At 61.8% G+C, this 13,773-nt stretch carries 14 protein-coding genes; 8 read left to right on the top strand and 6 right to left on the bottom strand.

The genetic code is table 11. The annotated features are described in order from the left end of the window. Window positions 1-157 precede the first annotated feature (157 nt). Window positions 158-1,054, top strand: coding sequence for an archaeosortase A (gene artA / locus NKF26_RS10660; protein WP_256487098.1), 897 nt, complete (start codon window positions 158-160; stop codon window positions 1,052-1,054). Beyond that, window positions 1,041-1,727, top strand: a complete 687-nt coding sequence (locus tag NKF26_RS10655) for a metallophosphoesterase (protein WP_253228183.1) — start codon at window positions 1,041-1,043, stop codon at window positions 1,725-1,727. The genes artA and NKF26_RS10655 overlap by 14 nt, the downstream gene beginning before the upstream one ends. 122 nt (window positions 1,728-1,849) lie before the next feature. Here NKF26_RS10655 and NKF26_RS10650 read toward each other — a convergent pair whose 3' ends face one another. Next, the gene (locus NKF26_RS10650; protein WP_253228184.1) at window positions 1,850-2,368 is read right to left on the bottom strand and encodes a GbsR/MarR family transcriptional regulator; all 519 of its coding nucleotides are present in this window, start codon (window positions 2,366-2,368) and stop codon (window positions 1,850-1,852) included. Window positions 2,369-2,516: 148 nt separating this feature from the next. Here NKF26_RS10650 and NKF26_RS10645 point away from each other — a divergent pair, with 148 nt between their 5' ends. Further along, the gene (locus tag NKF26_RS10645; protein WP_253228185.1) at window positions 2,517-3,731 is read left to right on the top strand and encodes an FAD-dependent monooxygenase; all 1,215 of its coding nucleotides are present in this window, start codon (window positions 2,517-2,519) and stop codon (window positions 3,729-3,731) included. Between the two features lie 82 nt (window positions 3,732-3,813). Here NKF26_RS10645 and NKF26_RS10640 read toward each other — a convergent pair whose 3' ends face one another. From NKF26_RS10640 to NKF26_RS10630, 3 genes are all read right to left on the bottom strand, one after another. Then, the gene (locus NKF26_RS10640; protein ID WP_253228186.1) at window positions 3,814-4,716 is read right to left on the bottom strand and encodes a diacylglycerol kinase family protein; all 903 of its coding nucleotides are present in this window, start codon (window positions 4,714-4,716) and stop codon (window positions 3,814-3,816) included. Between the two features lie 66 nt (window positions 4,717-4,782). Beyond that, the gene (locus NKF26_RS10635) at window positions 4,783-6,039 is read right to left on the bottom strand and encodes an NAD(P)/FAD-dependent oxidoreductase (RefSeq protein WP_253228187.1); all 1,257 of its coding nucleotides are present in this window, start codon (window positions 6,037-6,039) and stop codon (window positions 4,783-4,785) included. Between the two features lie 59 nt (window positions 6,040-6,098). Further along, window positions 6,099-6,737, bottom strand: coding sequence for an NUDIX hydrolase (locus NKF26_RS10630; protein WP_253228188.1), 639 nt, complete (start codon window positions 6,735-6,737; stop codon window positions 6,099-6,101). A gap of 77 nt (window positions 6,738-6,814) precedes the next feature. On the opposite strand from NKF26_RS10630, the gene NKF26_RS10625 reads away from it, so the two are divergent. Next, entirely contained in the window at window positions 6,815-8,008 is a 1,194-nt protein-coding gene (locus NKF26_RS10625; protein ID WP_253228189.1) for a threonine synthase, read from the top strand. Window positions 8,009-8,020: 12 nt separating this feature from the next. Continuing rightward, entirely contained in the window at window positions 8,021-8,206 is a 186-nt protein-coding gene (locus NKF26_RS10620) for a hypothetical protein (RefSeq protein ID WP_253228190.1), read from the top strand. Window positions 8,207-8,344: 138 nt separating this feature from the next. Here the strand turns inward: NKF26_RS10620 and NKF26_RS10615 are convergent, their stop codons facing one another. Then, window positions 8,345-9,493, bottom strand: coding sequence for a pyridoxal phosphate-dependent aminotransferase (locus NKF26_RS10615; RefSeq protein ID WP_369682138.1), 1,149 nt, complete (start codon window positions 9,491-9,493; stop codon window positions 8,345-8,347). Beyond that, window positions 9,490-9,894, bottom strand: coding sequence for a 6,7-dimethyl-8-ribityllumazine synthase (ribH, locus tag NKF26_RS10610; protein ID WP_066143315.1), 405 nt, complete (start codon window positions 9,892-9,894; stop codon window positions 9,490-9,492). The genes NKF26_RS10615 and ribH overlap by 4 nt, the downstream gene beginning before the upstream one ends. 81 nt (window positions 9,895-9,975) lie before the next feature. On the opposite strand from ribH, the gene NKF26_RS10605 reads away from it, so the two are divergent. The 3 genes from NKF26_RS10605 to purE all read left to right on the top strand — a co-directional run bounded on the left by NKF26_RS10605 (window position 9,976) and on the right by purE (window position 13,600). Then, window positions 9,976-11,730, top strand: coding sequence for a flippase activity-associated protein Agl23 (locus tag NKF26_RS10605; protein ID WP_253228191.1), 1,755 nt, complete (start codon window positions 9,976-9,978; stop codon window positions 11,728-11,730). An 83-nt stretch (window positions 11,731-11,813) separates the two neighbouring features. Further along, entirely contained in the window at window positions 11,814-12,983 is a 1,170-nt protein-coding gene (locus NKF26_RS10600; protein ID WP_253228192.1) for a 5-(carboxyamino)imidazole ribonucleotide synthase, read from the top strand. Continuing rightward, window positions 12,980-13,600, top strand: a complete 621-nt coding sequence (gene purE / locus NKF26_RS10595; protein ID WP_253234285.1) for a 5-(carboxyamino)imidazole ribonucleotide mutase — start codon at window positions 12,980-12,982, stop codon at window positions 13,598-13,600. Before NKF26_RS10600 ends, purE begins: the two co-directional genes overlap by 4 nt. Window positions 13,601-13,773 lie beyond the last annotated feature (173 nt).

The raw sequence follows: 13,773 nt of genomic DNA, 5'->3' as shown, positions 1-13,773 counted from the left end.
GCGGGAGACGACCACCCCGTGTGGAAACGCATCGGGTGCCGACGTGTCCGGGCGATTTGAAGAGCGTCAACTCTATATTTTCCGAGAACAAGGACGAATCGTGATCGAAGTCGCCCCTGCCGCCCTTTCCGTTCCTCTCTCGCTATCGGTCTCGTGGCTGACGACGACGTTTCCCGATTACCTCGTGTGGGTCGTCATCGCCGCGTTCGTCGCCACCGCCGCGCTCGAAGGATACGACCGCGATTTGGCACGTGGCGTCGGCATGGGAGCATGGGTGCTGTTTGGGCTCTTTTGGGGCGTTCTCTTTCCCCGGTTCGCGTTCGAGATGCGGAGTTTCATCGAGGGTACGTTGTGCCTCGTCGCGGTTCCGTTGTGCGTGTATACGGGCTACCAGTTGTACACCGGACGGGATTCGCTCTTCGTCCTTTCCCGGGGCGTCGCGGCGATGGGACTCATCTACGTCCCGTTCCTGACCATCGAACCGCTCCGTCAGTCGATCGTCGAACTCGTGAGTGCACAGACGAACGCCGTCATCCACCTGCTCGGGTACGACCCCGACTTCACCATCGCGGAGCAGAACGGCTATCACAGCGCGTTCATCTTCCACGACAGCAACGGCCACCGGTATTACACGTATCTCGTTTTGGCGTGTACCGGAATCGGCAGCATGAGCATTTTCGGCGGCCTCATCGCCGCCGTCCGCGCGCCGCTCCGCCGAAAGATCCGTGCGTTCGTGATGGCCATCTCCATCATCTGGGTGCTGAACGTCATCCGCAACGTGTTCATCTCCGTCGCGTTCGGCAACCAGTGGTTCCAGATATTCATCGGTCCCGTCACCAGTCTCACGGGCTACACCGACCCGAAGATGGTCTCGTTCTTCATCGCGGACAGGGTGTTCAGCCAACTGCTCGCCGTGATATCGCTCGTCATCATCCTGTGGTTGGTGGTCCGTATCCTCCCCGAACTGCTGACTGTCATCGAGGACGTCATCTACCTCGTCTCCGGACGGGAGTACGACCTCAGCCAACGTACCCGGGCCGATGGTGGACGCTGAATTCACGGACCGCGCCGTTTTCCTGCCGTCCGTCGACGCGCTCGTCCTCGCCGACCTCCACATCGGCCGGGACGCGACGTCGAACGTTTCCCTGTCGCTCGGAGAGCGAACCGATCTGACCACGAGAGTTTCCGACCTCCTCGACCGTTTTTCCCCGAGCGAAGTCGTCCTCGCGGGCGACGTTCTCCACGCCTTCGACCGATTGCCGGAGGAAGCCGAAGTGACGTTCGCCGACCTCCGAGAACTCGTGGACGAAGCGGGTGCCACGCTCGTCGTCGTGCGAGGCAACCACGATACGTTGCTCGACGAACTCGCCGACCCACGGGACGAGTACCGCCTCGCGGACGGGACGTTGGTCTGTCACGGCCACGAGGAACCCGACGAGGACGCGCCCCGATACGTCGTCGGTCACGACCATCCGGCCATCGAAATCGAGGGGAAGCGTCGTCCGTGCTACCTCTGGGGGGAGGAGACCTACCGAGAGTCGGACGTTCTCGTCCTCCCGGCATTCACCCGTTTCGCGAGCGGAATGGTCGTAAACGACCTGCGGGGGAGCGACTTTCAGTCCCCGCTCGTCACGCGGACGAATCCGCTCCGACCCATCGTCCGCGACGAGGATGCCGACGAAACCTACCGGTTCCCGCCGCTCGCCGAGTTTCGGAAACTGCTGTAATCCGTAGTTCGGAGGAGGAGTTGCCGAATCGTGTATTCGATGGGAAATCCTATCGAAGTGTTCAGCAAGCGTCGATTCGGAAATCGAACTACAAGGGAAAATTCGGTCGGGAGCACCGGAAATTATAGATTTTCGATCAGTTTTATCAGTCGGTTATTCGAGACCGATACAAAGATATCCACGACTTTTTGTCCTCGTTTGTACGTTTTCTCGAACGAGCGAATCCGTTCGAGATCTTCCCTCGCACGCTCATCGTCCACCCCTTCGAGGCGGTTCTCGGCGGATTCGAGCGCACGAGTCATGATGTCCAGTTCGCGTTGAACTTCCCGACGGAGAAATTCCTGGACGATGCGCCAAAGATCGGTTTCGGCCTCGTAAAACGCCTTTTTCCCTTCACCCGGAATCGAGCGACGGTGCACGACGTGAAATTGCTCCAGACGTTTCATCGCCGTACTCACCGTGGATTTCGCATAGCCGCTCTCTTCAACGATTTCGTCGAGTGAAACCGGTCGATTTTCGAAAAACAGTATCCCGTACAGGCGTCCGTAACTTCTGTTGAACCCGTACACCTCAGCGCTGTGTTCTAACGCTTCGATGACCTCCTCCCGAGCCTCGGTTACCGGATCGACGTCGTTGCTCATGTGTTCGTTATAATCGGTACGTAGTAAAAATAGAAAACGGTTCCCCGAACCCCACGACACCGATTTTTCCACTTTCAGACGAAGGTGGTACCCACGAAACGCGAAAATATAGAAAGAGTTATCGTTTTTAAATCGCAATATTCGGTATATGCCGAATATAGAAAACAGGGAAAGGGACCAACCGCAAGCAAACCGACAACGGGTTCTCATCTGTGGTGCGGGAATCGCCGGGCTAACGCTAGCATGGTGGCTAGATCGGGATGAATGGGACGTCTCGTTGATCGAGAAGGCGGCCGGATTGCGCGAGGAAGGATATATGATCGATTTCCTCGGCTCCGGGTACGACGTGGCGAAACGAATGGGCATCCTCCCACGACTCGAAGGGGTCCAATACCCGATTTCAGAAATCATCGATGTCGATTCGAACGGGAACACCGTCTCTACGATCGATTACGAGTTGTTCAGGCGTCTGAAGGACGGAGAATTGCTCTCACTGATGCGTGGGGATTTGGAGCGTGTGCTTTACGAATCCCTCTCGGATGACGTCGAAATTCGCTACGATCTCACTGTGGACGAGGTCGAGCAGAACGGACGCGAGGTAACTGTCGATCTCACTGATGGAACACGGGAACAGGTGGACCTACTAGTCGGTGCAGATGGGATTCATTCCCGCGTTCGGGAACTCACGTTTGGGGAGGAGGAGAAGTACCGTCGCTATCTCGGCTATCAGACTGCAGCGTACATTTTCGAAGACGATGCATTTAGACGAAAGTTGGACGGCGGATTTCGGGATATCACAGTGGAGAATCGGACCGCTGGTTTCTATCCGATTCGAAACGGAAAAGTCGCCACCTGGTTCGCTCACGATGCGCCGGACGAGAAATTACCGGCGTCTCCCTGTGAGGAGTTGCGCAGGACGTTCGGCGACATCGGATGGATCGTACCTGATGCGCTCGATCACTGTGCGGATGTCGATAGTATCTACTACGACCAGGTCGCACAGATCGAGATGGATCACTGGTCGAAGGGACGAGTGACATTAGTGGGAGACGCCTGCTACGCCGTTTCGCTCCTCGCGGGACAAGGGGCATCCATGGCGATGGGTGGTGCCTACGTTCTCGCTCGTAAGCTACGCGAAGCTTCCGTTATCGAAGAGGGATTGGCTGAATACGAGGCCAAGATGAAACCGGAGATCGAGAAAAAGCAAGCGTACGGGAGGCGCACTGCGAGTTTTCTCATCCCCCCTACGAAGTGGCACGTCAAAATGCGGGATGCAGTGCTCAACCTCTCCCAACTTCCCGGACTGTACTGGCTCCTTCGACCCGTTGTAGCGGGGACCGACAGCGTCATCTCGACAAAATAGGCACCGTGTGTCCCTTCGAAGCGTCCATGGCATCCTGTAATTGTTCCGATATGGTCGCATGTACACCTGAAGGATTACCGCTCTATCTTCCGCTCCGATTCGGAACGTACCGTTCTCCGACCGCGAATCGCATCGCGTTCGGACGGCAGCGAACGTCCATCTCGGCGCGTTGAATCGTCTCCCCGTCGAGGCTGAACTGCACCGGTTCCCCGTCGTGTTCGAGATGCAATCGAGGAACTTTGAGTCGTGTGAGATACGTCGAATCCCGGCGTAACAACACTTCCGCGGCACCGGCCGAGAGGTAATCGAGCGACGGCGCGCGCTCGATGATGACCACGTTCAGCAGGCCGTCCTCGACGTTCGCCCGACGCTCGCGCTCCCCGGGAAATCGTCGAGCGTTACCGATGAGGAGCATTTCCGCCTCGCCCGACCATACCGGGTCATCCCGTGGTCCCGCTCGAATGTCGAGTCGAAGGCCGTCGAACTCCCGCGCCTCATGCAGCGTGCTCAGCACGTAGGCGAGGACGCCGAGCCGTCGCTTTCGCTCCGGCGTCGTTCGAGCACTCGCCTCGGCGGTCAACCCGCCGACGCAGGAGTTGACGAACGGCCGGTCGTCGGCCATCCCGAGGTCGAGCCGTCGTTCCTCGCCGGATTCGACCACGTCGAACGCGTGGGTGAGCCCTCGAATCCCGAGGTTGTCCGCGAAATCGTTGCCGGTCCCCGTGGGAATCACCCCGAGGCGAACGTCGTCGAGCGCGCCCGCCGCATCGACACCCCTGACGACTTCGTTGAGGGACCCGTCGCCGCCACAGGCCGCGATAACCGACGCACCGTCTCTCGCCGCCGACTCCGCGAGCGTCAGGGTTTCGCCGCGAGCCGTGCTGTTCCGAACGTCGTAGCCGCGACGACGTGCGATGTCACGGGCCTTGACGCTCTTTCGTCGGTCGCCGCCGTTCGGATTCCGAACCAGGACCGGCTTTGTCATCGTTTCGGATTGATTTCGACCGGGAATCGACAAAATCGTATCGCCCGTTTCCGAGGACGGTGACGATCACAGATCGTCGTACACGGCGAGCGCGGCTTTTCGCCCGCTCTCCATCGCGGCGTTGAGCGAGGACGCCTCGGTGTAGTCCCCCGCGAGGTACACCGACTCCCCGTCGGTTCGATTAGTCGGAAGCGTGTCGAAGACCCCCGGGGGTTGGGCGAACTGCGCGAACTCGATGCGGTCGGTGTGGAGGTGTTCGAGCGGGGCAAAATTCCGGTCGGGATACCACCGCTGTAGCGTTTCGACCACCGTTTCCGCCAGTTCCTCGTCCGACTCTTCCGGCAAGCCGAGGTACGTCGCGGAGAGGAGTTCGCGCCCGTCTGGCGCGAACTCCGGTGCAATCGTGGACACCGGGACGATTTCGTTCGGCGCGTCGTCCCCGACGTTGAGCAGGATTCGGTTGCCGGTGTCGAGCGGTTCGTCGTGGACGAAATACTGGGTGACACAACTGCGAGCATCGGTCGGGATCGAATCGACGCCCGTCAACTCTCGGGCGGCCTTCGGGTCGGTGGCGACGACGGCTACGTCGCCGGTGATGGTTTCACCGTCGATCTCGACGCGGACTTCGTCGCCGTCCGATTCGACCGCCGAAACGACCTCTTCGAGGTGAATCGTCGCCCCGGCCGTCCGTGCCTTCCGCGCCAACTGTTCGGAAATCGCGCCCATGCCGTCGGCGGGAACGGCGATCCGCCCCGTGGACAGCATCTTGAACGTGAACTCGAACACCTTCTTCGAGGTCAAAAGCGACCGATCCAGCGTGATACCGCCGTAAAACGGCCCGACGAAGTTGTCTCGAAACGATTCGGAAAAACCGCGTTCGCGGAGGTACTCCTCGATGGACTCGTCCTCCCCGGCGAAGATTTCACGGTTCGGTTTGCGGGTCAGTTCCCGCCGGAGTTTCAGGGTTCGAACCTTGTCGCCGAGGTGAACCTCGGGGTTCGCCATCGACTCGAACAGCGTTCCAGGGTCCCGAAACGGGTCGCTCAGTGTGGATCGACTGCCGGGACGGGCGAGCACCGCACCGGGGTCGAAATAGCGCAGATCGAGTTCGTCGAAGTCGAGTTCGCGTCTCGCGGCGGGGTAGGAGGTAAAGAGCACCTGAAAGCCACGGTCGAGGACGAACCCGTCTTTCCGCTCGGTTCGGACCCTCCCGCCGACCTCATCCTCGCGTTCGAAAACGTGAACGTCCACCCCCAACCGGGCAAGGTGCCGGGCGGCGACGAGGCCCGCGAGTCCCGCCCCGGCGACGATGACTGTGGTCATGGGGGAAGGTCGGTCGTCCTCCGTAAACCTCTCTCGGCCCATCAGGTTGGGGTTCGACGCTATCGGGACGGTGCCAACGATCCGATCTCCGCTTCGAACTGCGTTCCGTCCGGCAGGTCAGAAATCGGGAGCCACGCCGCTTCTTCGATGGCGTCCTCGGTCGTTCGAATCTCGCCGCCGACTCGCCGCGCGACGAATCCGGCCTGCAACACGGGGATGAGGACGGACTCGCCGTAATCGAATTGGAGCGTTTCGGTGAACAGCAGGCCGGTGATTTCGCACTCGATGCCCGTCTCCTCGCGGGTTTCGCGCCGAGCAGTTTCGGAATACGATTCACCAAGTTCGCCTCGTTCGCGGTATTCACCGCTTACGTTTTTCGAGGCGCTTCGCGCCTCGCCCTGCTCGCGGCATTCACCGCTCGCTCTCTTCGAGGTTCTTCGAACCTCGCCTTTCCCCCCTGGTGGCTCCCACACGGACAAGTGGCCCGAATCCTGTACCAGCAACACCCGTCCGTCCGCTACCACGAAGCAGACCGAAACCCACGGGAAGATGTCGTCCGGCGTCGTCGGGAAATCGTACTCCGGTACCGAAATTGGGTCGCGCACTCGATGCGGAACGTCCTCCCAGCGAGCCGTCAACGACTCACGGTGTCGCTCCACCCAGTCGGCGAGGATCGACTGAACGGTTTCCGGTTTCATATCCGACAGTCGGCGAGCAGGGGCAAAAGGGACGGGGGATGAACAGGGCTTAGTGGTCCCCCTTCCCACCTTCGGGCATGGAGACGACGGACGCATTCATCGGACTGACGTGCGTAGACTGTGGCGAGACGTTCGACGCCGAAGTGGGGACACACCGCTGTCCCGACTGCGACGGCATCCTCGACCCGGAGTACGACTACGACGCCATCGACGTGTCGCGCGAGGAGTTCGAATCCCGACCGTTCGAGACGATGTGGAAGTACGCGGAACTCCTGCCGTTCACCCGCGAATCGGCGGTGACGATGGACGAAGGTGCGACGCCGCTCGTCGAATGTCCGAAACTCGCCGAGGAGATGGGCGTCGGACGCGTTCTGTTCAAGGACGAGGGGCGCAACCCCACCGGGACGTTCAAGGACCGCGGCCAGACGATGGCCGTGACCGCGGCGGCCCAACACGGCGCGACGGACATCGCGCTCGCGTCGGCCGGAAACGCCGGACAGGCGGCGGCCGCCTACGCCGCCCGCGCCGACCTCGAATCGCACGTCTTCCTCCCGACGCGCGCCGGGTTCACGAACAAGGCGATGGTCAACGTCCACGGCGGGGACATGACCGTCGTCGAAGGGAGGATCGGCGACGCGGGCGCGGCCTACGCCGACGCGATGGAGGAAGAAGACGACTGGTACTCGGTGAAGACGTTCGTCACGCCCTACCGCCACGAGGGCAAGAAGACGATGTTCTACGAAATCGCCGAGCAGATGGACTGGGACGTCCCCGACGCCATCGTCTACCCGACCGGTGGCGGGGTCGGCCTCGTCGGCATGCACAAGGCCGCAAAGGAGTTCCGCGATTTGGGACTCACCGACGACCTTCCAGCGATGTACGCCGCGCAAGCGACGGGATGTGCACCGATCGTCAAGGCATGGGAGGAGGGCACGGACGTCCACGAAGCGTGGGAGACGCCGGACACCATCTGCGGCGGTATCGAGATTCCCGACCCCGGCGCGAGCCCGATGATCCTCGACGCGCTCCGCGAGAGCGACGGCGGCGCGGTGGCGACCAGCGACCAAGACATCCTCGATTCGGCGGTCGCGATCGCACAGAAGGAAGGGTTGGAGATGGGCGCAACCTGCGCCGCCGCCGCAAGCGGCGCGTGGGAACTCGCCCAGCAGGGTGAGTTCGACGAGGACGACACCGTCGTCATCCTCAACACCGGCGAGGGTAACAAGGACGACGACGTGCTCCGAAGCCACCTGATGGGCATGGGCGTCTAAGGAGGAGAACGCATGGTTTCCCCTGCTGGCAAAACCGCACTCATCTCCGGAGCCATCGGGTTCATCGCGGTGTTTCTCGTCGCGCTCTTCGCGCTCGGGTACAACCCCCAGCAATCCGTCGTTGCTTCCATCTCACCCGCAATCGGGGCGGCCATCGGCATCTACATCGCCAACCGATTCATCATCGGACGGAACTGAACGACGGGAGACGACCGGGCTACTTTTTCGCGTAGGTTTATATCGAAAGCCGGGACCAATGCGGTTTGAGGTGGTGAGTTCCCGGAAGTACGAAGCGATAGCTCGGTCGTTCACTCGAAAATAAAAACGCTGTTTCCGTTACAGCAGGTCTTCGTCGGCCAACCGTTCGACCGCTTCCTCGATCCGCTCCAAGCCCGCCGCATACGAGACCCGCGCGTAGCCGGGCGCGCCGAAGGCGCTGCCCGGTACCGTTGCGACGTGGGCCTGCTCCAGCGCGTCCTCACACCACTGCTGGTCGTCCTCGGCCACGGGGATCATCATGTAGAACGCCCCGTCCGGCGTTCGAACGTCCACGTCGTGCTGTTTCAGCAGGGCGACGAGTCGGTCGCGGCGCTCGTGGAACGCCTCGACCATCTCGCTCACGTCGTCCTCGGTGTTCGCCAGCGCTTCGACGCCCGCGCGCTGGACGAAGTTCGTCGCGGAGGAGACCGAATGCGAGTGGAGTTTGGCCGCCTGCGAGACGAGTTCCTCCGGCGCGGCGAGGTAGCCGAGCCGCCAGCCGGTCATCGAGTAGGCCTTCGAGAAGCCGTTGACCGTTATCGTGCGCTCGAACATCCCGTCGAGGGTGCCGAGGCTGGTACACTCCGCGCCGTAGGTGATCTGCTCGTAAATCTCGTCGCTGATGACGGTGATATCGTGCTCGACGGCCAAGTCCCGGACGCCTTCGAGTGCCTTGTCCGAGTACACCGCGCCGGTCGGGTTCGACGGCGAGTTGACGATCAATAGTTCGGTATCGTCCGAGACGGCCTCGGAGAGGTCGTCGAGGGCGGGTTCGAGTTTGAAGTCGTGCGGTGCGAGGTCCACGCGGTTCAGGTCGCCGCCCGCGAGTTTCACCATCGCCTCGTAGGACACCCACGCCGGGTCGAGGAGGACGACTTCGTCGCCGTCGTCGACGACGGTCTGCACCGTCTCGTAGAGCGCCTGCTTCGCGCCGGGCGTGACGATGACGTTGTCCGCCTCGTACGGGAGACCGTCCCCTTGTAGCTTCTCCGCGATGGCCTCGCGGAGTTCGGGGACGCCGTTGGACGGCGGATAGCCGGTGTGGCCCTCCTCCATCGCTTCCTCGCAGGCGTCCACGATGTTCGTCGGCGTCGGGAAGTCGGGTTCACCGACGCTCAGGTCGATGACGTCCGCACCATCCGCTTTCAGTTCCGACGCCAAACTGCTGATCGCGAGCGTTGCGCTCGGTTCGACACGTCCGATTCGTTCCGAAAATTCCATCGTCATTGTAGTTCTTCCACCAAATCGAGTGCACCTTCGACCGCTCGTGCACCGTAGTCGGTACGCTCGCGTGCTTCCGCCGCCGACATGCCCGGTCCGGTGATTCCGAGGGCGACCGGCGTATCCCGGTCCAAGCTCACGTCGGTGAGCTTCTGTGTCGTTGCGGTCGTGATGACGTGATCGTGGTCGGTGTCGCCGGTGATGACGGCACCGAGCACCGCGACCCCGTCGATGTCGTCCCGTCGCGCAAGCCGGTCCGCCGCGAGGGGAGAATCGTACGCACCGGGAACGTGTAGCGTTTCGACGATTTCCGCACCTCGCTCGGCGGCAGCCTCACGCGCCGATGCCTCCATCTGCTCCGTTATCGGCGCGTTGAACTCCGCGACGACGAGTCCGAGCGTTACCATGTGTGGCGGGAGGCCACCCCGGCTAAAAGAACTACCGCTCTCCGCAAGGCTTGTATCCCCGCTCTGTCTTGAGGCAAAACAATGAGTTCAGGCGAACACCCGCTGACCGGGTGGACGGCCCGAAATCGGGGTTTCGCTTTCATCTGTGCCATCACGGTGCTGGCGCTGGCGCTCCGGCTTGTCGGTCTCGGCACCCGGTTCGCCCATTGGGACGAAGCCCGCGTCGGCTACTGGATACTCCGCTTTCAGGAGACCGGCGTCTGGAATTACTATCCGCCGATTCACGGACCCTTTTTCCCGCAGGTGAACAGCGTCCTGTTCGAACTGTTCGGCGCGAGCGACTTCGTGGCGCGACTGCCGGTGGCACTCGTCACCGGACTGGTACCGCTGGCCGCGTGGCTCTACCGCGACCATCTCAGCGACTCCGAGATGGTGGCGTTCGCGTTCTTCCTCGCCGTGAATCCCGTCGTCCTCTACTACTCCCGTGTCATGCGGTACGACGTGTTGCTCGCGGCGTTCATGGTATTCGCGCTCGGTTTCTACCTCCGCGCACAGGCGACCGGGAAGGCACGGTACCTCTACGCCGGAACCGCGGCGTTGGCGCTCGGCTTCACGACGAAGGAAAACGCCATTCTGTACGTCCTCGCGTGGCTCGGAGCGCTCGTCCTGCTGTTCGACCACCGACTGCTCCTCTCCCGGAATCACGACCGGGAATGGACCGAGACGTTCGTCGAGACGACCAAAGAAACCGGTCGGGGGCTCCTTCGATTCGCTCCGCACATCCTCGTTGCGCTGGTGGAGTTCTTCGTCATCATCGTCTACTTCTACGCGCCCCGGACGAACGGAACCGGCGGGCCGGGGTTGTGGAAGGCGTTCGGACAGCCGTCGATGTTCGGTGCGGTCGTCGGGGAGGCAACGCTCGGGACGTGGGACAAGTTCACCGGACAGTGGGTGACGAGTCAGGGGCACGCCTACCTTCCCTATCTTCAGCACTTCATCACGGTACTCGAACAGGGCGCAATCGTGGTCGTCCTCCTCTCCGTCGTCGGTTTTATCGCGGCGCGATACGTCGACGACCGCCCCCGCGACCTCGTCTCGTTCGCGTTCTATTGGGGCGTAGTGAGCATCCTCGGCTACCCGCTCGTGACCGACATCCAGGCCGGGTGGGTGACGGTGCACGCCATCGTCCCGCTCATGATTCCCGCGGCCGTCGGCGCGGGGGTCATCTATCGCTGGGGGATGGAGGCGTACGAGGACGACGACCGGGTCGGAACGACCGCGACGAGCGTCATATCCCTCGTTCTCGTCGTACTGATCCTCTTTCCGGCGACGACCGTCGTCTACATGCACCCCCAAGACCCCGACACGCCGAGCGTGTTCGGCGGACAGCGCCACAACGACATCGTCCAGTGGGGACAACCGGCCGCCGGTATCAAACCGACGATGGAAAAGGTACAGCAGGTGTCGAAGGCGAACGAAGGAGGGACCGACGTCCTGTACTACGGTTACGTGGACGATCAGAGTAACTACGTGTTCTACGTCCCGGACGAGACCAGCAACGACGGCCCACCACCGGCCGCGAGCGGCTGGTACAACCGCCTCCCGCTACCGTGGTACACCGAGATGGCGAACGCGAGCGTCGATAGCACGCTGGACAACGAGAGCCTGAAGACCCGACAGCCGCCGGTCGTCATCACCCGAACCTCACGCGAAGGGGACGTGGCGAAGTATCTCGACGGCTATCGTGCGTATCGACACGACCTGACGCTCTGGGGTGCTCCGACGACGATTTACATCAAGAAGAGCGCACTTCGGAAGGCGAACCAGGCGGAATAGTCCGAGATACGTTGCACGTTTGTGCGTATTTCTCGTCCAAGTTGGCAAATCTTATGCACCCACAGGGATAGCTTTCGGGCAACATGGTTACGGCATCACCGCTTACCCTTGGCGTCGTCGGCGGCGGCCAGCTCGGCCGGATGCTCGCGGAAGCGGCATCCCCGCTCGGCGTCGAACTGATCGTCCTCGATCCGACACCCGACTGCCCGGCGTCGCTCGTCGCCCGCGACCAGATCGTCGGCGACTTCGACGACGAGGACGCGATTCGAGAACTCGCGGAGCGAAGCGACGCGTTGACGTTCGAAATCGAACTCGCCGACCCCGACGTGCTCGAAGCCGTGAGCGACGAGTTCGACGTCCCGGTCCACCCGGACCCGGCGACGCTCCGCACCATTCAGGACAAACTCGTCCAGAAGCGCGCGCTGCAGGACAGGGGCATTCCGGTCCCGGACTTCCGCCAAGTCGATTCCCGCGAGGACCTGCTCGAAGCGGGCGAGGAGTTCGGCTATCCGATGATGTTGAAGGCCCGCCGCGGCGGCTACGACGGGCGCGGTAACGTCCCCGTAGAGGACGAGGACGACGTGGACAACGCGATGTCGCAAGTCTCGGGCGAACTGATGGTCGAGGAGTTCGTCCCCTTCGAGCGCGAACTCTCCGTTATCGCCGTGAAGGGCGACGACGGGGTGGCGACGTTCCCCGTCGGGGAAAACGTCCACGAGGACGAAATCCTTCGACAAACCGTCGTCCCCGCGCGCACGTCAGACGAGGTTCGAGAACGCGCGGAGGAAGTCGCACGGGAAGTGCTCTCGGCGCTCTCCGGGAGAGGGACGTACGGAATCGAGTTGTTTGAGAGGGAAGATGGAAAAATTTCGGTGAACGAAATTGCCCCGCGCCCGCACAACTCCGGACACTACACCATCGAAGGCGCGCTCACCTCGCAGTTCGAACAGCACGCCCGCGGCGTGCTGGGGTACCCGCTCGGGGCGACGACGCTCCGCGGTTCCATCGTGATGTCGAACATTTTGGGCGACGTGGACGAACCCGAACCCGCCGACCTCTCGGGCGTCGAAGGCGTGCTTTCGACCCCCGGCGCGTCGTTCCACTGGTACGGCAAGCACGACGTGCGACCACTCCGGAAGATGGGACACGTCACGCTCGTCGGCGACGACGACCCGGCGACGGTCGACGAACCGACGCTCACCGACCTACACGGTGACGCAAAAGACCTCACCGACTCACTCACGTTCCAATGACCACCGCAGAATCAGTCACGAGCCTCATCGAACAGTTCGAAGCCGAAGCGAACCGCGACCGGCCGACGGAGGAAACCCCCGAAATCGGAATCGTCATGGGAAGCGACTCCGACCTGGACGTGATGTCGGGGGCGTACGACGCGCTCACGGAACTCGGTTTCGAGGAAGTGACCGACAACGAGAACCCGCCGGACGCTCGATTCACGTTCGAAACGTACGTCGTTTCGGCCCACCGCACGCCAGAGTTGATGTACAGTTACGCGAAGACGGCCGAAGCACGTGGATTGGACGTCATCATCGCCGGGGCGGGCGGGAAGTCGGCCGACCTCCCGAACATGACGGCGTCGCTCGCGTACCCGATTCCCGTCGTCGGGGTTCCCGTCCAGGAAAAGTCGGTGTCGTCGGTCATCGGGATGCCGACCGGCGCGCCCATCGTCGCTGTGGACGCCGGTAAGTCGTTCAACGCTGCGCTCTCGGCGGCACAGATTCTCTCTCGAGGACATGACGAGTTGCGGAAAAGACTTGTCACGTACCACGACGAGTTACAGACCGACGTCGGGAACGTCTCCCGTCGTCTCCACGAGGAAGGAACGGATTCGTTCCGTAACGAACAATAATATATAATTTTATATACTAGTATCCCCATTGGTACAGTTCAATTCTCTATAGGAACGGGGGACGTTATCGAAGAGAAAGCGTTAGTTGCCCGAATACCGGCGAGAGAGGGGTTTCAGGCCCAGAATCCCAAGAATCAACGCTTATAGGTGTGGGCTCACAAATTACCACTTGC

It is taken from the genome of Haladaptatus sp. AB618, from assembly GCF_024136965.1.
In the GTDB taxonomy this organism is placed as follows: Archaea; Halobacteriota; Halobacteria; order Halobacteriales; family Haladaptataceae; genus Haladaptatus.
The sequence above is the reverse complement of the archived record's forward strand: the minus strand, read 5'-3'. Positions and strand labels throughout refer to the sequence as shown.